At 60.3% G+C, this 21466-nt stretch carries 17 protein-coding genes; 10 read left to right on the top strand and 7 right to left on the bottom strand.

The features are described 5' to 3' along the window. Positions 1-65 precede the first annotated feature (65 nt). Both asnB and HQL56_08585 read right to left on the bottom strand, forming a co-directional pair. Complete coding sequence (asnB, locus tag HQL56_08590; protein MBF0309570.1) at positions 66-1871, bottom strand: asparagine synthase (glutamine-hydrolyzing); 1806 nt, start codon at positions 1869-1871, stop codon at positions 66-68. Beyond that, the gene (locus tag HQL56_08585) at positions 1856-2878 is read right to left on the bottom strand and encodes a hypothetical protein (GenBank protein ID MBF0309569.1); all 1023 of its coding nucleotides are present in this window, start codon (positions 2876-2878) and stop codon (positions 1856-1858) included. Before HQL56_08585 ends, asnB begins: the two co-directional genes overlap by 16 nt. A 120-nt stretch (positions 2879-2998) precedes the next feature. Between HQL56_08585 and HQL56_08580 the strand changes: the two genes are divergently transcribed. Beyond that, positions 2999-4162 (top strand): glycosyltransferase family 4 protein, encoded by a 1164-nt coding sequence (locus HQL56_08580; GenBank protein ID MBF0309568.1) that lies wholly within the window; start codon positions 2999-3001, stop codon positions 4160-4162. A 622-nt stretch (positions 4163-4784) separates the two neighbouring features. Further along, entirely contained in the window at positions 4785-5105 is a 321-nt protein-coding gene (locus tag HQL56_08575) for a hypothetical protein (protein MBF0309567.1), read from the top strand. A gap of 498 nt (positions 5106-5603) precedes the next feature. On the opposite strand, the gene HQL56_08570 is transcribed toward HQL56_08575, so the two are convergent. Together HQL56_08570 and HQL56_08565 are read right to left on the bottom strand one after the other, a co-directional pair. Next, positions 5604-6911, bottom strand: a complete 1308-nt coding sequence (locus tag HQL56_08570) for a hypothetical protein (GenBank protein ID MBF0309566.1) — start codon at positions 6909-6911, stop codon at positions 5604-5606. Beyond that, on the bottom strand, positions 6901-7536 hold the full coding sequence (locus HQL56_08565) for a hypothetical protein (protein ID MBF0309565.1): 636 nt from the start codon (positions 7534-7536) through the stop codon (positions 6901-6903). The genes HQL56_08570 and HQL56_08565 overlap by 11 nt, the downstream gene beginning before the upstream one ends. Before the next feature lie 268 nt (positions 7537-7804). Between HQL56_08565 and HQL56_08560 the strand changes: the two genes are divergently transcribed. Then, positions 7805-8836 (top strand): glycosyltransferase, encoded by a 1032-nt coding sequence (locus HQL56_08560; protein MBF0309564.1) that lies wholly within the window; start codon positions 7805-7807, stop codon positions 8834-8836. Here HQL56_08560 and HQL56_08555 read toward each other — a convergent pair. Together HQL56_08555 and HQL56_08550 are read right to left on the bottom strand one after the other, a co-directional pair. Continuing rightward, entirely contained in the window at positions 8763-10007 is a 1245-nt protein-coding gene (locus tag HQL56_08555; GenBank protein ID MBF0309563.1) for a hypothetical protein, read from the bottom strand. The two genes, HQL56_08560 and HQL56_08555, sit on opposite strands and share 74 nt — an antisense overlap. Next, entirely contained in the window at positions 10004-10981 is a 978-nt protein-coding gene (locus HQL56_08550; GenBank protein MBF0309562.1) for a methyltransferase domain-containing protein, read from the bottom strand. The genes HQL56_08555 and HQL56_08550 overlap by 4 nt, the downstream gene beginning before the upstream one ends. Positions 10982-11135: 154 nt before the next feature. Here HQL56_08550 and HQL56_08545 point away from each other — a divergent pair, with 154 nt between their 5' ends. The 4 genes from HQL56_08545 to HQL56_08530 are packed head-to-tail and all read left to right on the top strand — an operon-like array spanning position 11136 to position 16148. Next, entirely contained in the window at positions 11136-12308 is a 1173-nt protein-coding gene (locus HQL56_08545) for a glycosyltransferase family 4 protein (GenBank protein ID MBF0309561.1), read from the top strand. After that, positions 12308-13501: a glycosyltransferase, exosortase A system-associated gene (locus HQL56_08540; GenBank protein MBF0309560.1), complete on the top strand. Its 1194-nt coding sequence runs from the start codon at positions 12308-12310 to the stop codon at positions 13499-13501. The genes HQL56_08545 and HQL56_08540 overlap by 1 nt, the downstream gene beginning before the upstream one ends. Further along, complete coding sequence (locus tag HQL56_08535; GenBank protein ID MBF0309559.1) at positions 13498-14877, top strand: putative O-glycosylation ligase, exosortase A system-associated; 1380 nt, start codon at positions 13498-13500, stop codon at positions 14875-14877. The genes HQL56_08540 and HQL56_08535 overlap by 4 nt, the downstream gene beginning before the upstream one ends. An 8-nt stretch (positions 14878-14885) precedes the next feature. Next, the gene (locus tag HQL56_08530; GenBank protein MBF0309558.1) at positions 14886-16148 is read left to right on the top strand and encodes a glycosyltransferase; all 1263 of its coding nucleotides are present in this window, start codon (positions 14886-14888) and stop codon (positions 16146-16148) included. Here HQL56_08530 and HQL56_08525 read toward each other — a convergent pair. Continuing rightward, positions 16123-16815 (bottom strand): class I SAM-dependent methyltransferase, encoded by a 693-nt coding sequence (locus HQL56_08525; GenBank protein ID MBF0309557.1) that lies wholly within the window; start codon positions 16813-16815, stop codon positions 16123-16125. The genes HQL56_08530 and HQL56_08525 overlap by 26 nt on opposite strands. Before the next feature lie 542 nt (positions 16816-17357). Between HQL56_08525 and HQL56_08520 the strand changes: the two genes are divergently transcribed. The 3 genes from HQL56_08520 to HQL56_08510 all read left to right on the top strand — a co-directional run. Beyond that, positions 17358-18800: a TIGR03013 family PEP-CTERM/XrtA system glycosyltransferase gene (locus HQL56_08520; GenBank protein ID MBF0309556.1), complete on the top strand. Its 1443-nt coding sequence runs from the start codon at positions 17358-17360 to the stop codon at positions 18798-18800. A gap of 172 nt (positions 18801-18972) precedes the next feature. Next, positions 18973-20607, top strand: a complete 1635-nt coding sequence (locus HQL56_08515; GenBank protein MBF0309555.1) for a hypothetical protein — start codon at positions 18973-18975, stop codon at positions 20605-20607. Between the two features lie 52 nt (positions 20608-20659). Then, positions 20660-21466: tyrosine-protein kinase family protein (locus HQL56_08510; GenBank protein MBF0309554.1), on the top strand; the 807-nt coding region annotated here is incomplete at its 3' end.

Here is a 21466-nt window from a genome sequence, read left to right as displayed (position 1 = left end):
CCTGGACCCGTCGGGGGGGATAATCCCCCCCGAACCCCCGTATACCTGAACAGATTCCCCTGATTCTACAGATGATACCGCCCCCAGCGGTCGAGCATGCTTAAAATCCACAACCGGGCGGCCTGATGCGGTCCGGGTTGGCAGGCCATCTTTTTCCAGTCCGCATGCCACAAGCCCTGTTTGACCCAGGGACTTTCCGCCAGATCGGCCAAACGCTCCGACAGCGGCGTGGACTCTTCCACCCGCAGGGAAAAACCCTGCTTGGGACGGGTCAGCACCTCGGGGGGCACCTTGTCGGCCAGATAGTCGTGCAGCCAGGGTTTGCCGGGACCGTTGAGTTCCCGGGGATCCGGCGGACGCGACAGGGCCCATTCCACCAGTCGATGATCCAGGAAAGGCACCCGCACCTCCACCCCGTGGGCCATGCTGGCCCGATCGACCTTGGGCAGGACGTGATCGGCGCAGAAGCTCATCAGATCGACCCGCTGCAGTTGACGCGACAGGGGCAGTTGCTCCGCGACGTGGCGCTGCAAGGGGGCCAGCATCTCCTCATCCGTGAAACGCAAACCCATGGGGGCCAGCAACCGGGAGACCTCTTCCGGCAGAAAGCGCGGAAAGAGTCGCCAGGCGTGGCGATGCCAGATGGAGGCCTTTGCGAACAGGTCGGCGCGTTGTGCATAAAGATGGGGATGGGGCACCAAGGCCATCAGGCGCCGCCACCATGGAGGGGCGAGAGGGGCTTCCAGGTTGCGATACCAGGTGTAGCCGGCGAAAATCTCGTCGCCGCCGTCTCCGGAGAGGGCCACCTTGAAGCGTCCGGCGGTGGCGGCGCAAAGCGAAAGCATCGGCAGCAGGCCGCTTCCGGTTTGGGGCTCGTCCACCCGTGCGGCGCGATCGAAGAGATCGGGTACCGACTCGCCGGTCACTTCCACCACGGTGTGGGGCAGGCCCAGATGGGCGGCGGTGACGGCGGCCTGCCGGGCTTCGCTGCGCGGAGAGGAGGGAAAGCCGACGGTGAAGGCCTGCAGGGGTTGTTTGAGAGCGGCAAGACCCGCCGCGACCGCCGAGGAATCGATGCCGCCCGAGAGAAACAAGCCGATCTCCACGTCCGCCAGCAGGTGCTCCTGCAACACGGTTTCAAAACGTTCGGCAAAGCCGGGGGAGGCCCGGTCCCCACCGGCATCGATCTCCCGTGGGGGTTCCCAGTAGCGGCGGATTTCGATGTCGCCGTTTTCGTCCTGACGCAACCAGTGGCCCGGTTCCAGCTTTTTCAGCTCCTTCCAGATGGAGAGGGGGGCGGGCACGTAACCCAGGGTCAGGGTGTGGGCCAGGGCCAGGGGGTCGCAGTCGAGACTGCGAGGGGCCACGATGCGTCGCAGGGCCTCCGCTTCCGAGGCCAGCACCAGGCCGCCCTGATGGGGCAGATAATAGAGGGGCTTGATGCCGAGACGATCCCGTGCGGCGAAAAAGCATCGACGTTTCCGGTCCCAGAGCCCGAAGGCGAACATGCCTTCCAGGTAATCGACACAGCCCTCCCCCCAGGCTTCATAGGCGTGGGGGATGATCTCGTTGTCGTTGTTGCGGGAGCGCAGACGGTGGCCCAGGGCTTCGAGACGGGTGCGCAACGCGGGGGCGTTGTAGATCTCCCCGTTGCCCACCATTTGGATGGAGCCGTCCTCGTTGCTCATCGGCTGATTGCCGGCGGCGGAGACATCGACGATGGAGAGACGGCGGTGCCCCAGCCAGACACGGTTGACCGGATCCTCCCAGGTGCCCTGATTGTCGGGACCGCGATGCCGCAGGCTTTCCAGGGCCGCGAGACGGGCGCCTTCTCCGCAACCGGCCCGGCAGTCGATCACGATGCCGCACATGTCGTTGTCTCCAGGGTCGGGGATTCGGGAGACCGCAACAGGGCATGGACGGCGGTGCCCTGTTTGGCGGGGTAGAAGCATGAGACATCGAGACGGCTGATCTCCCGGGTGAAGGTGGCGTCGTATTCGATGATCCAGGAGGGGGCCTCGGAACGACGCAATCGGGTGAAGCCTACCAGGAAGGAGTCGTTCTCTCCCTGGCAGAGGCCGCGCACGAAATAGGGGGCGGGCTGCAGCGACCGATGTTCCGGACGACCGTCCGCTTCCCGCCAGGCGACGCTGTTGGCGGCGGATTCGGTGACGTAGAGTCGTCCGTCGCGGAACTCACCGTCGTGCATGCCCTGGAAACTGCCGGGAGGAACATGAAAGTGGGCCTCGCGGCTTTCCGGATCGAGGCGGATGATGGCGCCGGCCTTCGAATCGAACCAGCGGTGGGTGGTGATGTAGAGCAGACCCTGGTGAAAGCGGATGTCGTTCATGTGGTGACGGCGGTAGGGGGAGCGGCTTTTGTGGATATAGCGATACTCCCGTTCCACCGCCTTGCGGCGGGGGTCGAACAGCCGGAGGGGCCACCAGCCCCGCCAGGCGGGGGCGCCGTGTTCGAGGATGGCTTGATCGGGCCCCCAGCGCCACAGCGGGGTAAGGCTCTCCGCATCGAAACAGAGTACCGCTTCCACGGCGGAAGAGACCACCCAGAGGCGTTTGCCGTCGGTGGTCATGCCGTGCAGATCGGCCATCCAGGGGTGGGAGACGGCGTTCACCACCTGAAAAGTGGCGTAGTCGATCTCCACGATACAGTTCCACAGGGCCACGAAGAGGCGGTTGCCGATTTGGGTGAGACCGCCGAGCAGGGGGGCCTGGAAGGCGGTGTCATCCCGGAAGGAGGCGGACGGCAGACGCAACTGGCGCAGAATGGTCTTGTTCGACCAGTCGATTTCGGCAACGACGCCGTAGCTGTGATCGGGCAGTTCGTACCATTCCGGTTTGAAGGTGGCGAGAATCTTCATGGGGGGCGGCGGCTCCGACAGGTGTGGCGACTCGCTCGCCGGCGAGGCCCGTGATAGAGTGAAGCCCTGTTGGCGAACCACTCAACTCTAACATGACCCTGATCGGGAAGCCACGAGACAATGGGCGCATCCGGCAACGACCCCTCCCTGAAAGGCACGCATCTGGTACTCTTTTTCACCTGGGGCATGTCGTTGCGCCAATGGGAGGAGGGGGGCTCGCTGGAACGGGAAGTGGCCCTCTATCGGGCGTTGCAACCCCATTTGGGCGGCATCACCTTCGTGACCTACGGGGATGCGGGGGAAGAGGCGTTCCGCTCCCGGCTGGAGGGCATTGATATCGTCTGCAACCGCCATGGGCTTTCCATGGAACGCTATTGGCAGTGGCTGCGCTGGTTTCCGGCGCGTTGGAAACGGCGGGGCGCGGTATTCAAAAGCAATCAGATGCGGGGGGCCGATCGCATGCTGGCGCTGGGACGGCGTTTGGGTCGGCCGGTGGTGGCGCGTTGCGGTTTTCTCAATAGCGAATTCACCATTCGCCGCCACGGCGAAGCCTCCGCCGAAGCCCAGGCCGCTCTGGCGTTGGAACACACCGTTTTTCGGAACGCGGATCGGGTGGTGGTGACCACGGAAGCCATGCGGCAGGCCGCCATCGGGCAGTTTGGCGCCGAGGCGTGGCGGGTGCGGGTGATTCCCAATTATGTGACGACGGATCTGTTTTGTCCCCAAGGGGAGGAGGAGCCGGTTGCCAACCGGTTGGTATTCGTCGGTCGATTGAACGAACAGAAGAATCTGCCGGCGTTGCTGGAGGCGATAGAGGATCTGCCGGTGGAATTGTTGCTGGTGGGGGAAGGGGAGTTGCGGGAGACGCTGCAAGCCCGTCCGGGAGCGGAGAAGGTGCGTTTTTTGGGCAATCGGCCGCACGGTGAGCTGCCGGGGCTGATTCGATCGGGCGCGTTGTTCGTGATGCCGTCCCTTTACGAGGGACATCCCAAGGCGCTGCTGGAGGCCATGTCCTGCGGTGCGGCGGTTTTGGGTACGGAGGTGCCGGGGATTCGGGAGGTCATCCGGCACGGGGTGGATGGTTGGTTGTGTCCGCCGGATGCGGTCTCCCTGAGAGGGGCCATACGGGAACTGCTGGCGCGGGGGGAGCTGCGTCGCACGCTGGGGGAGCAGGCTCGGAAACGCATGCTGGAGACGGTATCCCTGCCGCGGGTGGTGGCGCAGGAGTGTGCGCTGTTGGCGGGATTGGCTGAAACCGGGAGAAAATCTTCCGGAGAGTGCTGAAGAAGGTGATGATCAGGACCGGAATGAGGGGAATGAGATAGTGATTCTCCATGGAAGTCAATACGGCATGCAAAATCCAGCTGTAACACCCGAGAGCCACGAAGAACAGGGCGGCTCTGTCGGTTTCCTGTCGATGTTTGGCGATATAAACCAGGAGAAACGGGAACAAAAAAGGGAAGAAGAGGGTACACACTCGGCGACTGAGCTGCACCAGCCCGTCGGAATCCATTTCAGGCAGTGTTCCCAGAGGTAGGAAAAGACCTTTCCAGAGGAACAGAGGAATCAGCATGATCTGCCTTTCCCAATGATCCAGAAGAGCGTTTTGCACGGTTTCGGCATAGCGGGAGAAGTCCGGTTTGCCCTGATCGTCGTACAGGCGTTGGCCGATTTCCCCGGTAAAACGGCTACCCCGCTGGTAAAATCCATCCGGATTTTTATAGTTTAATCTTTGCCATTCCTCGTCATTGAAAAAGCGTTTCATGATAGTTTCCTGCTGTCTTATGCGGTACGGAATAATATAAGATGGAATATAATATAACCAGGCTAGTTTATATTCATGTCGGGACATGGTGCCGTATTCAGCGCGCAAGGAGAGGACTTGCCAGGCCCGAACGGATCGGGATTGGCTGTCGGTAATCGAAAAATTGCGAACCTGCCAAGGGAGAACCAGAACCAGACAGGGCAGCAAAAACAGGGTGGTTTTCAGGAAACGGCGGGGGTGGGAGGAGAAGAAGAGTATGGGGATCAGCAACAACAAGCTGTAGAGAAAGATGGCTTTGGTCTGGATGAGGAGGCTGATGAAAAGGCCTGCAGCGAAGAAGGAGGGGAGATGAGCCGGAAATTTCCGGATGCGAAAAAGAAAAACAGAGGCCAGGAGAAGCCACAGGGAAGCCAGAGACTCCGAGGCGAGATTATGAAGAATATTAATATTAGGCAGGGATGAAAATGATATTATAAATAATGATAATGATATTAAAGAAACTACATGACTGCCGCTCACCTGGCGGGCAGAAATAAAGAGTGCCAAGGCCAGCAACCAGGCCACCAGAGCGTTGATTGATTTAAGGCGATCGTACAGAGTCTGACACGACTCCCCTTCGTTTTTTACCAGACAGGAACGAGTGACCTGCTCTTTTTCGAGGGTCAGGGAGAGGAGCGCAGCGACCAGAACGGGGAGCCCGGGCTCGCGGTAGGTGCGGGGATCGATCAACTCTCTGTTTTTAAACACATCCTGTTCGAAGGTAAAGGTCTGTTCGTGAAGGAGATGGTAGACATAATCGGCATACTGACGGCCATCCCCGCTGGTATGCCAGGGCGTTTTGTCCATTTGATACCGCAAAGACAGGCCAAACAGAAGGAGCAGTATTGTGGCGAAGAGCCAGGATCGTTGATCGATCCAACCCTGTTTTCGAGGAGTGGAGGAGGTTTGGAGATTCATGGTTTAAAAGGGTTGGTTTTGGGTTAATTGTTCGGCAGGCGACAGCCACGGCAGGTGGATGTGCCATGTCACGCCGATGACTATCCAGGCCAAGGTGAGCCATTGCAGCCATTTAAGGCGCAGATACCCCTGGCGCAAGCCCCATTGTACGGCCACGGCCGACAGGGCGACGGTGATGAACCAGAGATCGGAGGTCATGTAGGGCCGCAGGCGACCGGTGGCCAGTGCCTGGACAAAAGTGGTTCCGAGGGCAAGCAGCGCGAAGAGCGGAATGGTCCAATGAGCTTTTTGGCGGATGAGTACGACAATTCCCAGGCAGGCAAATGCCATCCAGATGGTATGATAGGTCAATAAGGCGACCAGAAAAGGCCACAAAGTCTCCCCTGTTTTTGTAATCAGGGCGGTCACCCCATCTTGAAGGAGCGGCTCTATCAGCATTTTACCATAATTTGCCTTATGGATACCTTCCGACCACCAGGGAATGTCTTCCACGAGAAGAAACAGGCGGTACCCGCCATAAACGATCACGTTTCCGGCGATTACCAGAACCATTTCAACAACACGGCCCCGCAGCAGCAGGATGGCCAGGATGGCCAGCAACACCACCGGGGTGGTCTTGGCCAGCATCAGAAAGCCTGTCAGCAGGGAAACCAGTGTCAGCAACAGCCATTTAGGTTGGCCGAGTTGTTCCCGGCGTGCCAGTTCCACCAGACACCCGGTCATGATGATAGGGTTGATGATTTGATAATCATATTGGTGAAAATGAGTATAAGATATAATTACCCACGGATGAAATAATAATATTATTGAAGCCCCCATCGCTACCGGCCACGATACAAGCAAAAGAAGCATTCTGTAAAAGAACCACAGACCGACCAGATAGAGAAAAAATTTGACGGTATAATGGGCCATGGCCATGGCCAGAATCAGCTTTTTCGGCGTTTTCAAGTGGCCCGGGGAGTTGTCTCCTACAGGAATCAAACGCAGTATCGCATAATAGATTTCTCCGATGATCTTCACGGGTACCAAAGCGGCTGGTCGTTCGATGCGAGTGGGCACGGCCCTGAAATAGTCCGGGAAATAGACAGCCGACCAGAAGTTGCCCCAGGCATCGGAGTCGTATTGCCACATGAGAACCTTGTCGGGGAACGGTCGAAAGTTGGGTGCCCGGTTCCCGTAAGGGTTCAACCAGGCCAGGTTGATCGAGAGAAGCGTCAGAAAGAGCAGGGAGACACTGAACAGAAGAAGGAATTTACGCCGAAGTTCCGGCGCGACGGCCGAGGTTTGCCAGGGCAAAGAGTCAATGCCCATGGGGAGCGGCGCCTTCATCGTCAACGGTGGTTGTTCCCGCAGCGCTGGGGACAGGGGCCATCGAGGCCTTGTCGGCGGAAGGCTCCACCCCGGGGGTGGCCAGCAGCAGGCGCAGTTCCTCCTTGAGAGGACGAAGGTTTTCCGCGGCTTTGTGTACTTTGGCCTGCAAGGCCTTTTTCTCTTGTGGGGAGAGATTGGCCAGATGGTCAATACCTTTTTGGATGCCCGTTATGGTCATCCCCATGATTTTTCCGGCAGCTTCCGGTGTGTACAGCATTAACAAACGGGTTGAATCCCGAATGGCGCTGCCGAGAAGAATGGCGAACAGAGCGGTCAGCAGCATCCAGGCTCCCAGGCGCTGCCAGGAGAGATACCGTGCCGGTTTTTCCCGTTGAGCAGCCTGCTTCGGAGGGAATACTCCCGCAGGGGGGGGGCGCAGGCCCAATTCGCGGTAATGGGCCAACTGCCGGCGGCATTCTTCCTGGAAGAGGCGCAACACCTCGTCGGCGGTTGCACCGGAAAGCAGAATATTCAGGTCGGGTTGATGCAGAAAAAACGAACCATTGCGTTCCAGAAGCGTGACGGGATAGGTTGGCGCCGGATCGGTTTCGGAGTGGGTCGACATGACGACTCCCTGGGAGGAGGGGGTGAGACGTGCCATTCATTGGCGGACGATTTGCAGACGATCAAATCCTGAATCCGGCGCAAGCCATTCGGGTCTGTTGATTCATCCCCTCTTCCTGCGGGAGAGGGACCGGGAACTCTCCGACCAGGAGGGACAGACCCGGAGATGGCGTGACTGTACCATGCTCCACCGATGAGATCCATACTTGACCATGGTGGCGATGACCGGTTTGGTTCCACCACATATGCCCCAAGGGTTGCAGACCAGGATGACCGATCAAGCCCAACCGCCGGTCACGCTTCTTTTGGCCGTATTCAACGGCGCCGACTTTCTCGACGCGGCGTTGCGGAGTGTGGCCGGGCAAACCTTCGGCGATTTCGAACTGCTGGTGGTGGACGACGGTTCCAGTGATGCCACCCCGCACCTGCTGCGGCAATGGCAACGCCGGGAACCGCGTCTGCGTTGCCTGACCAATCCCCGAAACCTCGGCCTGACCCGTTCCCTGAATCGGGGATTGGCGGAGGCGCGGGGCCGTTATCTGGCCCGGCTCGACGCGGACGACATCGCCTTTCCCGAACGGTTGCAAAAGCAGGTGGCCTTTCTGGAGGCGCATCCCGAGGTGGGTCTGCTGGGCAGCAACTGTCTTTTGCTTTCGACGGAGGGAACGCCGGGGAAACCGGGGGAGGTGGTTTCCGGGGATCTGGCCATCCGTTGGGAGATGTTATTCCAGAATCCTTTTTTCCATTCGGCGGTCATGTGGCGTCGCTCCCTGGGCCTCACTTACGACGAGAGCCTGCCCCGGGCGCAGGATTACGATCTGTGGGTACGCCTGCTGAGTCGGACCCGTGGGGCCAATCTGACGGAACCGCTGGTCGGCTGCCGCCGCCACGACAAGCGCATCAGCGTATCGCATCGCGATCAGCAGGAGGAGGTGGCGCTGGGTTTGGTGCAGCGTCAATACCGGAATCTGCTTCCCGGGGAGAGCCTCTCTCCGCAGGAGGCGAGTCAACTGCGTTCCCTGGCCTGTTTTGTTCCCCGTCGGCTCGGAGAAGCGGAGTGGGCCGCCATGGCCCGGTTGATCCGCCTGTTCCACGCCTTTGCCGCACGGTATGCCGGCGGGGCGGAGTTGTCGCAAGTGCGCCGCCGTCTGGCAAGGCGACTGCTGGGCATGGTCTCTCCGGGGGATATCGTCGCGTTGTGGCGTTCGGGCCGGCTGGGCCCGCTGCTCAACCTGGCGCCGGAGATGATTCCGCAACGCCTGCTGGATCCGTTGCGTCGTCGAGCAGCAAGGCATCGATGAAGAATTTGGCCGCCCAGTTGAGCAGTTCGTAGGGCCCGTATCCCCCGTCGAGGGGGTGGGATCCCTTGATGCCGCCGCGCAGGCCGGGATGCTCCGTCACGCAGTTCTGGGTGGTTTTGAGAAAGGTCAGCAGACGACGGGCGGCCTCGGTCCAGGAGGGATCGCCGCTCCGTTGTGCCAATCGCAGCCAGATTCCCGCCAGTTGAGCACTTCCGGTCAGGCAGCACCAGGAGACGGTCGGCTGCCAGGCCGGATTGAAACGTCCCGGCAGACGGCCATCCGGGGGCAGCCGTTCCCGCAGGTGGGTGGCGGGCAGGATGACGTATTGCCACCACGACGCCTCGTCGAGGGCCTCCGCCGCGCCGGCCAGCCCTTCCATGGCGTAGACGATGGTGTGCAGCAGCGGGGCTTGCGGATCCGACAGACAGTTGTCGGCAAACCAGCCGTTTTCCTGCTGGCGGGAGAGGGTGTGGTGCATGGCACGCCGCCCGGCCTGCAGGAAGGAGTCGTCGCCGCAACGTTGTCCCAGCAGGATCAGGGCCCAGCCGACACGGCTGTTGTAGGTGGTGGTGCGGCTGTTGGCGAAACGGGAGTTGCCCTGGCTCCAGGAGCCGTCTGCGGACTGGTTGGCCACGAGAAAGGCTCCGGCGCGGCGGGCCGCTTCCAGAAAAGCCTTTTCGCCACTCTCCCGGTGGGCGCGCAGCCAGCCCAGAATCACCTGGCCGGTGTTGAAAACCGCCGGGGTGGGCGGACGGCGATCCACCGTACCTCCCATGACGGCGCCGGAGGGCAGTTGCACCGCCATCTCCCAATGGGCCATCTCCAGGGCGCGACGCCCCAGGTCGGCATCGTTCAGGTAGCGGGCGCAGTCGAAAAAGGTGGGAATGATGTAGCCGGTGGTCTCCGGATAGGAGGGTTGCCAGCCCCGGGCGTCGAAGTGTTGGCTCCAGGTCAGGGAGTAGCCCCGGGCCACCCCGCGATCGGGGCTCGACTCCTGGGCCCGGATCAGCCAGTCGACCGCCTCCCGCACATGGAAGCGGTTGTCCCGCACCACGATTGCCGTGCCGTCCCGTTCCCGGAGACGTTCCCGACGGGCGGTCCGGGTGAAGAAGGGCAGGTTGCGATACCCCAGATAGAGGGTTTTGCCCAGGGGGTTGGACGGCACGCTCATGGTTTGCTGCCCCGGATGGCGATCTTTTCCAGCAGGTAGCGGAAGGGCGGCAGGGAGCCGATCCGGCGCTCCAGAGCGGCGCAGAAGCGGTAGTAGCCCTTCAGGAAGTTCGGGGCGTGGTTGCGCAGCACGGCATCGATGAAAAAGGGCTGGAAAAAGTATTTGTGATAACCGAAACCGACGCCGCGTCCACTCAGCCGCTGCAGTCCCGAACGGCCCATCCAGCGGGAGAGTTCGACCCAACTGTTGTAGCGGTCGTAATCCAGACCCCAGTCGTCGAAGGGGGACATGGAGCGGAAGAGCTTGCGAAAGGGCCAGTTGAATACCTTTCGCATGGGTGACATGCGTATATTTTTGTATATTGTCTTCAGGTTCCAGGTATTGTATACCTGGAGAATGAGATCTCCCTTGGGTCGCACCACCCTGGCCATTTCGCTGACGGCGCGCTCCTGTTCCACCAGATGTTGCAGCACCCGGCAACTGATGACGCTGCCGAAGGCGTCGTTACGGAAGGGCAGGTGTTCGAGTTCGCAACAGACGTGGAAGGCGCCCCGACCCTTGGCGCGGGCGATGCGCAACAGGTTGAGGGAGGCGTCGCAACCCACGGCGAGACTTTCCGGGCCGAGGCCGGCCATGAAGCGTCCGTTGCCGCAACCGGCGTCCAGCACCAGGTCGAGGTTGTCGGCGCGGCAAAGGGCGGTGATGCCGTAGAGTTCCGACTCATGATTGTAAACGCCGAAGGGATCGTCGCCGCCTTCCACCTTGCGGTCGTAAAGATCGGCCTTGGCGGTGGAGTCCCAATAACGGGTGAAACGGCTTTCCAGGTTTTCGGGGGTCATGCCGCGAATCAGGATGGGAATGTCGTCCACCACCGGGTAGCGGGTGTCGCACGTCGGGCAATCGAGGCTTTGCGGGGAGATGGAGAGCGCGCCGCGGCAGGAGGGGCAGCAGAGCAGGTCGTGAAAGGAGGTCACGGGAGTTCCTTGGCTGGAGGTGACTGAAAATGACGCAGGTCGGAAAATCCCCTTCTGGCCCGCCGTCTCTTTTTTTGTAAATGGCGTCTTACCGGAAAGCAAGCGGGATGCTAAACTGTACCGCGCCGCAAAGACCCGCATCGAAAGAGCCTGCATGAAGATATTGACCTTTTCCACCCTGTTTCCCAATCGGGAACAGCCCGCGCACGGGCTTTTCGTGGAAGAGCGGTTGCGTCATCTGCTGGCCGGTGGCCGGGTGGAGAGTCGGGTGGTGGCGCCGGTACCCTGGTTTCCCCTGGCTTCGGAACGGTTCGGTCGGTATGGCGCCTTCTGCCGGGTGCCCCGTTTCGAAGAGCGCCACGGTCTGCGCATCAGCCACCCCCGTTACCTGGTGATTCCCCGGATAGGCATGCACCTGACCCCCTGGACCCTGGCGGCGGCCTCCTGGGGAAGTGTGAGGCAGGTGCGTCGCGAAGGCCACGATTTTCAACTGATCGATGCCCACTATTTCTACCCGGACGGCGTTGCGGCGGCGCTTCTGGGCCAGAGGTTGGGCGTTCCGGTGGTCATCACCGCCCGGGGCACCGATGTCAACCTGATTCCTCGCGATCCGCTGCCACGCCGCCGTATCCTCTGGGCGGGCCGGCAGGCGGCGGCGGTCATCACGGTCTGCCAGGCCCTGCGGGAGGCGCTGATCGATCTGGGCATGGCTGCGGACAAGATCACGGTTCTGCGCAACGGGGTCGATCCGGACCACTTCCGCCCGATGGATCGGGTGATGTTGCGTCGCGAGCTGGGGTTGCACGGCACGGTGCTGCTTTCCGCCGGTCATCTGGTGGCGCGCAAGGGTCACGATCTGGTGATCGGGGCGCTGCCGTTTCTGCCGGAAGTTCATCTGGTCATCGTGGGGGAGGGGCCCGAAAGGGGAGCTTTGGAACAACTGGCCCTTCGCCTGGGTGTTGCGGATCGGGTGCGCTTCGCCGGCCTGCAACCGAGGGAACGCATGCCGCTCTGGTTCAACGGCGCGGATGCCCTGGTTCTGGCTTCCGATCGGGAAGGCTGGGCCAACGTGCTGCTGGAAGCCATGGCTTGCGGCACCCCGGTGCTGGCCACCCCCGTCTGGGGCACGCCGGAGGTGGTCAACAGCCCCGATGCGGGCTACCTTTGGCCCGAACGGAGCGTCGAAGCCCTGGTGGAGACCTGTCGGCGCTGGCTGGCCACCCCGACCGATCGGGCAGCCGTGCGGCGTCACGCCGAACACTTTTCCTGGCAGGCCACCACCCGGGGTCAGGAGACTCTGTTTCGCTCCATACTGGGTTACGACTGATGCGCATTCTGCACCTTTTCGACCACTCCCTGCCCCTGCAAAGCGGATACACCTTTCGCAGCGCCGCCATTCTGCGGGAACAGCGTCGTCTGGGATGGGAGGTGACGGCGCTGACCGGTCCCCGGCAGAACAGCGGCGACCGGCTCGAAGAGACGGTGGGGGAGTTCACCTTTCTGCGCACCCCCGCCCCCCGAACCGGCAACGACTGGCTCAAGCCCCTGCTGGATATCCGGGCCATGAAGCGCCGCCTGCGGGAGGTGATTCCGCTCTGCCGTCCGGATCTGATCCATGCCCACTCCCCGGCGCTGAACGGTGTGGCGGCTCTGGGGGCCGCGCAAGGCATTCCGGTGGTCTACGAGATCCGGGCCTTCTGGGAGGATGCGGCGGTCAGCCACGGCACCTGTCGGCAAGGGGATTTGCGCTATCGCCTGACCCGGGCCCTGGAGACCCATGTCTTGAGACGGGCCCAGGGCGTGGCGGTCATCTGTCAGGGGCTGAAAGAGGAGGTGCTTTCGCGGGGGGGGCTGGATGCGGAGCGTCTGGTGGTGATTCCCAACGGCGTCGATGTGGAGGCTTTTCCGCCACGGGCCATGCCGGATGCGGATCCTTCCCGTCGTGGCGCCACCCTGGGTTTCATCGGCTCCTTTTATGCCTACGAAGGGTTGGATACCCTGATCGCCGCCATGCCGGCGCTGTTGCGGGTTCTGCCCGACACCCGGCTCTTCCTGGTGGGGGGTGGTCCGGAAGAGGAGGCCCTGCGTCGTCAGGTTGCCGTGCTGGGTTTGCAGGAGTCGGTTATTCTTCCGGGACGGGTGGCGCATCAGGAGGTGGGTCGCTACTATGATCGGATCGAGATCTTCGTCTATCCCCGACAGGCCATTCGTCTCACCGAGCTGGTCACCCCGCTGAAACCCCTGGAGGCTATGGCCAGCGGCAAGCTGGTGGCGGCTTCGGATATTTCCGGTCACCGGGAATTGATCCGGCACGGTTCCACCGGGTGGCTGTTTCCGGCGGACGATGTCGCCGCGCTGGCGGATTGTCTGATCAGGCGGATCGCCGATCGGGCCTCCTGGCCGCAGATCTGTCGCCAGGCTCGGGATCAGGTGGTCCGGGAGCGAACCTGGCAGGTCAGCGTGGCCGGGTATGAGGCGTTGTATCAGCGGCTGTTTCGACTGCGGGATGGGAAGGCATGAGGGATATCATTCTGACCCTGTTCATTTTCGCCATGTTGCCGATCTGTTTCATGCGGCCACAGATCGGTTTGTTGATGTGGACCTGGATCAGCTACATGAATCCGCATCGACTGACCTGGAGCTTCGCCTATGAGTTCCGCTTCAACTATATTGTGGCTATTGCAACCATTTTGGGAATCTTTTTCGCCAAAGATATTGCGAAAAAGATTCCAATAACTAACGTTACCATTACCTGGTTGTTTTTCGTGTTTTGGATCTGTCTAACCACCTATTTTGCCTTGAGTGGCAAAGCGCTTTGGGAATGGCAGCGCACCATGAAGATCCAGGCCATGATTCTCGTCACCCTTCTGGTGATTCGGGATAGGAAATGGATCGAAGCCCTGGTCTGGGTGATTGCCCTTTCTTTGGGATTCTGGGGGGTCAAAGGAGGACTGTTCACCCTCCTGTATGGTGGCAGCTATCACGTTTACGGACCGGACGACAGCTTTTTCGGGGACAACAACACCATGGCCCTGGCCATCCTCATGGCCATGCCGCTCCTCTACTATGTCTACCTGAGGCTGGACAAACCGATCTATAAAATAGGCATGCTGGTGGTGATGTTCCTGAATTTGGTGACCATCATCGGCACCTACTCCCGAGGGGGGTTGGTAGGCTTGATGGTTATGGGGCTGTCGATGGTGTGGAAGACCAACCGGCGCTTTTCGATTCTTTTCATTCTGGCCATCGTTGCCCAGCTTGGCTTTGTTTTCATGCCGGAAAAATGGCAGGAACGCATGCTGGGCATCACCATGTTTTCACAGGAAGAGGTCGTTGCCGAGGACGCCTCGGTCAGCGGACGCATCAACTCCTGGCTTTTCGCACTGAACCTGGTGGCGGATCGACCCATCCTGGGTGCGGGTTTTTCGGCCTTCACCAAAGCCAACTTCGATCTCTATGCCCCGGTCAAAGAGGTACACGATGCCCACAGCATCTACTTCGAAGTTCTGGCGGAACAGGGAATTCCCGGGTTTACGCTTTTCATTCTGCTGTTTGTCCAGGCCTTCCTTCTGGGCCGAAGGATCCTCCGCATGGTGCGATCACGACCCGATCTCGTATGGGCCAAGGAACTGGCCTCGATGGTGCAAAATTCGTTGATCGGGTACGCCGTGGCGGGAGCGTTCCTCGGCATGGCTTATTTCGACGTTCCCTACCACATGACCTCCGTGATGGTTGTTCTGTATCTGGCGGTGAAAAAGGCTGTACAGACGGCTCCTCCGCCGGATGTGATTCCGAGCCGGTCGAAAAACGACCCGACGCCGTTTGTCTCCATCTTTGATCCTCCCCGAAAGCCGACGCCGGCTTCCGGAACGACAAAACCGCTTTCCGGAAGATGAAACCAACCATGGCGACCGAAACGGCGCGAACCGTGTTGATGGTGGCTTTTCATTTTCCGCCCGCCCGGGGACTGAGCGGCATTCAGCGTACCCTGAAGGCGGTGCGTTATCTGCCGGACTACCAGTGGCAACCGGTGGTGTTGAGCGCCCATCCGCGGGCCTACGGTTGTACCGGCACGGAACAGATGGGTGAAATTCCCGCCTCGGTTTCCGTTTCCCGAGCCTTTGCCCTGGACAGTGCCCGGCACCTCTCTTTCAAAGGCCGCTATCTGCGACTCACCGCGCTGCCGGACCGCTGGGCTTCCTGGTGGCTGGGTGCGGTGCCAACCGGTTTGGCCTTGATCCGTCGTCACCGGCCCAAGGTGATCTGGTCGTCCTATCCCATCGCCACCTCTCATCTGATTGCACTCACTCTGCACCGCCTGACCGGCATTCCCTGGGTGGCCGATTGCCGGGATGCCATGTGCATCGACACCTTTCCCGACGATCCCCTGACTCGAAAAGCCTTCGTGCGCCTGGAACGGGCCATGGTTCATCGTTGCGCCCGCCTGACCGTCACCACTCCGGGTATGTTGAACCTCTACCGCGAACGTTATCCCGAATTGCCCCGGGACCGGTTTTCCCTGCTCTACAATGGCTATGACGAGGAGGATTTCGAGAATCTGCCGACCGCCTCCCCTCGCGCCCCCCGATCACCTTTGGTGATGTTGCACAGCGGACAACTCTATCCCGGACTTCACGACCGGGATCCCTGCACCTTCATCGAGGTGTTGCATCGGCTGCATGTCCGCGGGGTCATCGGACCGGCCTCACTGGAGGTGATATTTCGCGCCACGGGAGAGGGGGGATATGTGCAGGATCTGATACGGCGCTACGAGGTCTCCTCCTTCGTGCGTGTGGAACCCCCGTTGCCTTATCGGCAGGCCTTGCAGGAAATGATGCAGGTGGACGCCTTGTTGTTGCTGCAGGGCAGCCATTTTGGACACTTGATCCCGGCCAAATTGTTCGAATACCTGAGGGTGGGCAAACCGCTCTTGCCTTTTGTCCCGCCACAGAGTGATTCGGCAGCCCTGCTTCGGCAGATGGATTTTGAAACGCCGACGGACATGCACGACGCTCCGGGCATGGAAAACGCCTTGTTGACCTTTCTGGAGCAGGTGAAAAACGGGACGGCCAGGCATGGGGAGGCTTCGACCTGGCAGCGTTTTTCCCGCCGGCAGCAGGTGGCTGAACTCGCGGCTTTGTTCAACGCGGTGACGAATGGTCCGTAGATGACCGGGTCGCCGTGCAAAAGACGCCGAAGGCCAAACGATGTCCGTTTGTCCTGCCAAGCAGCAGCTTGTCGAGGTATTTGAGCGGAAACAATGCGATGGACAAGATGAGGAAGACCGCGTTGGACAGGATTCTGGAAACCAGGGAGGGGCCTTCGAACCACAAAGCGAGGTAATAAGCCGTCAAGGTGATCCAGGCGACGGTTGGACCGATGTGGCACCCGCTCTTTTGCGAGGAAAATCCGTTTTGCTCCAGGAACAGCACCAAACCGGGGCGGGTGAAGCGGCGGCAATCGATGGGGTCGTCGTGGTATTGCTGCAAAAAAGGCACTTCGACATGCAGCAGTCCCCCCGGTTTCAAGACCCGGTGGAATTCCCGAATGGTGGTTTCGACATTTCGTACATGTTCCAGCAACCCGGTGGCGATGATCAGATCGATGGATGCCGAGGCGAACGGCAAGGTTTCGATGTCGGCCACCACACGGGTATTGGGGAAGGGTTGGAAGTCAACGCCGATCACCCGATTGTCGATGAGGCGTCCCCCGGCCCCCAGATCGAGGATGCGGGCCGATGACGGCTGGCGTCGGACCAGTTCGGCGACTTGCGGGGCCACCTGCCAGGTCAGGGATGGGATGAAGGCGCGAAAACCCGATTTGATCCAGGGCATGGAAGTATCCGTCAGAGTGTTTGTTGGGAATACCGCGCGAGTGGCTGCCGGTGATGGTTTTTCCGGATGGAAACCGACCTTCGGTGTGATAATAACCGGATACCGCCCGGTTTCTTTATACCCATTTATTGTATCTGTTCAGACATACGGGGGTTCGGGGGGGATTATCCCCCCCGACGGGTCCAGGGCAGCGCCCTGGGACTTTTCCTTTTGCTGTTGACGTTTCAACCCCATGGGGTCCAGGGGGCACCCCTGAGACTTTTCCTTTGCCGTTGACACGATCATGCCGCTCCGGGCAGGGGTCTGAATAGTTACCATTTATTTTTCTTATTGATTATTTATCTATATCTGTTACCATGAAGTGAGTTTTCTCCGCGCCTTCTTGTTTCAGGATGCGCCCGGAGTGCTCCACACCGCCCGAATTCCGGGACCATTATAGTGGAGTCGTTATGGCTTTCCACATTCCTGTTGCAATCTGACGCCATTTCGGTACTTTAATGGGCTCAGATCCGGAACGGGTGGGTCGAGTCCGGCAGGTTGCCTTGCCACGAAAGCTTTGGCAGAACGAGATGATCCGTATTTTCAAGCACTACATCGCCCGCTGGTCACTGCTGCTGTTGGCGATGGAAACGCTGATCTTCATCGCTTCCATCTACGGCGGGGTGGCCATCCGCTTTTTGGATCAGGCCCATCCCGACGAAATGCATTCCGGGGGCCTCTTCCCTCGGGCGCTCTTCTTTGCCGTGGTGATGATTCTGTCGATGACCGCCATGGGGCGCTACCAGCACCTGATGGAAAACGGTCAGGCGGGAGAGATCCTGGGCATTCTGCTCAGCTTCGTGGTTGGCATCGTGGCCATGAGCCTGTTGTTCTACGTGTTTCCCCACCTCTTCATCGGTCGTGGCGCCTTCGGTTATACCCTTCTGCTGGCCCTGATGGGGGTGATGCTCAATCGGGCCTTGTTCGTCAAATTCGTTCTGGACATGGACCTGCTGCGACGACGCATCCTGGTGGTGGGCGCGGGAGAGCAGGCCCGTTTTCTGGAAAACGCCCTTCAGCAGCAGTCCGTCAAGGAGCACCGTATCATCGGTTTCCTGCCCATTCCGGGTGAGCTGGAGTGGGTGTCGGCGGAGAAGGTGCTGCGTGGCTCCACGTTGAATGAAGTGGTCAAGACCCAGGGGGTGCATCTGGTGGTGCTGACGGATGTGGACATCCTGCCCCGGGAGCTGATGGAGCAGATGCTCGACTGCAAAATGCGGGGTGTGCGCACGGTCGACCTGTTGGGCTTTTTCGAACAGGCGGATCGGGTCATTCGCATGGATCTTCTCGACCCCCAATGGTGGATCTTCCATTCCGACGGTCTGGAGCGGAATTTGTTGCAGGAGCTGTCCAAAAAGTTCTTCGACGTGGTTGTCAGCCTGTTTCTGATCGGAATAACCTGGCCGTTGATGTTGCTGGCCGTCCTGGCCATCTGGGTGGATAGCGGTTTCAGGGGACCGGTTTTTTACACCCAGCAACGGGTTGGCTACGGCGGGCGGGTTTTCAAGGTGGTCAAGTTTCGCAGCATGCACACCGACGCCGAAGGGGCCGGTCCCCAATGGGCGCAGCGCAACGACCGGCGTATCACCCGGGTGGGACATGTTTTGCGGCAGACCCGGATCGATGAGCTGCCGCAGTTCTTCAATGTCCTGAAAGGGGAGATGAGCCTGGTGGGGCCGCGCCCGGAGCGTCCGGAATTCGTGGAGATTCTGGCCGGACGCATTCCCTATTATCGGGAGCGGTTACGGGTCAAACCGGGCATCACCGGCTGGGCTCAGATTTGTTACGGGTACGGGGCCTCGGTCGAGGATGCGGTGGAGAAGCTCTATTACGACCTCTACTACGTCAAGAACCAGGGTCTCTTTTTCGATCTGCTGGTCTTGATCCATTCCGTGGAGGTGGTTTTGTTCGGCAGGGGGGCCACCGGCCCGCGTCGCCTGGAATGATTCATCCCGGCCACGGCTCCTCGCTCCGGGCGGGAGGTATACTCCCAGGGTGGAAATGTCTATAATACCCTTTTTCTGAAGAAATCCCTGACCGTGCCAATCGTCTCGACGAGCCATCCGCTCAGCGGGAATACGGTGGTGACGGAAATGTTCGACCAGCGCGACTACCGGCATGCAGGAACTCAATTTTCGAGAAATCGCCTTTCAGGTTCTCACCCAGATGCGGGGTGTGGGACGTTACAAATGGCACATGGCTCTGATTGCCTGGAGCGTTTGCGTCATCAGCTGGACCGTGGTCTATTTCATGGAGGATGAGTATATCTCCCGGGCCCGGGTGCTGATCGAGGATCCCCAGGGAGAGTTGAAGCCCTACCTGAACATGACCACCCCGTTGGATGTCACCCAGGAGGCGCGGCGGCTGCTTTCCACCCTGCAGCAGCGGCAGACCCTGTTCCAGGTGGTCAAGGAGACCGATCTGGCGTTGATGGTGAAGCAACGCGCCGAAATCGAGGATGTTCTCGCCGATCTGCGCACCCGCGTCTCCCTCACCTCGTCCCGGGGCAATCCCAACCTCTACACCATCTCCTTCACCTATCACCAGCCCCGCATCACCCAACAAGTGGTGCAGACCCTGCTGAACATGCTGACCAAGGGAGAGATGGGCGGAACGCCCTCGGGTGGCGGGGATCGCACGGCACAGAAGTTTCTGGGCGAACAGATTCAGGGCTACGAAACCCGGGTGGCCGAAGCGGAAGCGCTGTTGCAGGACTTCAAGCGTCGCAACGCCGGCATCCTGCCCACGGGAGAGGGTACCGGCGGCTATTACGGGCGTCTCAATTCCATCACCAAACAGTTGGAAGATGGCACGTTGCGGGTGCGGGAACTGGAAGAGCGCCGCAACGTCATTCTGCGGCAATTGAAGGAAGCCCGACCGCCAGCCGCTGCGGAACGCCCTGCCAGCAAACCGGTGATTCCCGAACCGAGCGCCAATTCGGGGCTCGACCGGCAGATCGGCGAGTTGCAGGTGCAGATTCAGACCATGCTCGACAAGAGTTACATGCGTGGCGGTCGCAAGATGGCCCTCTATACCGAGGAGCATCCCGACATCATGGCTTTGCGGCGGCGCATTCAACATCTGGAGGAGCAGAAGCAGGTTTTTCGGCAGCAGATGGCCGTACCCATCGTGGAAGAGGCACAGTCGACCGAAAAGGATCGTGATCGGGAGCGGGATGCCGATCCCATCTATCGCCAGGTGAAAATGTCCCTGACCCAGGTGGATGCGGATCTGGCCTCCGCGAAAGCCCGCGTGGACGAATACCAGTCCATGCTGAACAACCTCCGCACCCAGGAAGAGGCGTTGCCCGCCGTCGAGGCGGAACTCATCCGCCTGGAACGCAACGTCAAAATCAATCGGGACAAACTGGTCTCCCTTTTGGGAACCCAGGGAGAGGCGCGTTTTTCGGGAGATGTGGCGGAAGGATTGAGCCGCAGGGTACGTTTTCGCATTCTGGAGACGCCTTCCCTGCCCACCTCGCCGATCAGTCCCAACCGTCCGCTGTTTCTCAGCGTCGCCATGATCGGCGGGATTCTGGCCGGGTTCGCCCTGGCCTTGTTCACCTCCATCATGCGTCCGGTGTTCGACAGCCCGGCCAGCCTGAAGAAGGCCTTGGGCCTGCCCGTTTTGGGCACGATTTCCATGGTGGAGGACAACTCCAGGGAATCGATGCTGGAGGGCAAGGTGGGTTTCACCCTGACCATGATCACCCTCTTCGGCTTATATATCGTATTGATGCTGCTCAACCTTTGACCGAGAGCATCTCTGCTGGAAGGTGGCAAAAGTGGATGATTTCGATGAGGATCTGGGGGAAACACGGCTGGCTGGGGGGCCGTCCATTCGCAAGAAGGTCGTTCTGGATTTTCAAGGTCTCAAGGCCAAGGGAATTCTGACCCCGGACGTGGGACGTTCTTCCGTCGCCGAAGAGTTTCGCATCATCAAACGGCCACTGCTGCTCAATGCCCTGGGACAGGGCGCCCGCAAGGTGGAAAACGCCAACCTGATCATGGTTACCAGCGCCTTTCCCAAGGAGGGCAAGACCTTCACCGCCATCAATCTGGCCATGAGCCTGGCCGCCGAAGTGGACAATACCGTGATCCTGGTCGACGGCGACGTGGCCAAACCCTCGGTGTCGCGGATTCTGGGCTTCAAGGCCAAGATGGGTCTGACCGACTACCTGATGGAACAGGTGGACCACTATCATGACATCCTCATTCGCACCAATATTCCCAAATTGATGTTGTTGCCTTCCGGCCGGCTGCATCACCACGCCACCGAACTGCTGGCCAGCGAGAACATGCGCCAGTTGTTGCACACCATGTCCCTGGGGGGACTGGGCAACGAACGCATCATCGTGGTCTTCGACTCTCCCCCGTTGCTGGTGACCACCGAGGCCCGGGAACTGGCCCGCAACATGGGTCAGATCGTCATGGTGGTGGAGGCGGAGCGCACCCCCCAGATGGCGGTTCGCGATGCCCTGGAACAACTGGGCAACCCCGAAATCGTCGGTTTGATTCTCAACAAGGTGCGTTACCAAGGCCGTGGCAGCTACTATTACGGCTACGGCGGCTACGGCGGCTACGGCGGCTACGGCGGCTACGGCGGCTACGGC

This window comes from Magnetococcales bacterium, assembly GCA_015231925.1.
Classification (GTDB): Bacteria; Pseudomonadota; Magnetococcia; order Magnetococcales; family JADGAQ01; genus JADGAQ01.
Note: the sequence above shows the minus strand (reverse complement) of the source record. Positions and strands in the feature narration are given on the sequence as shown.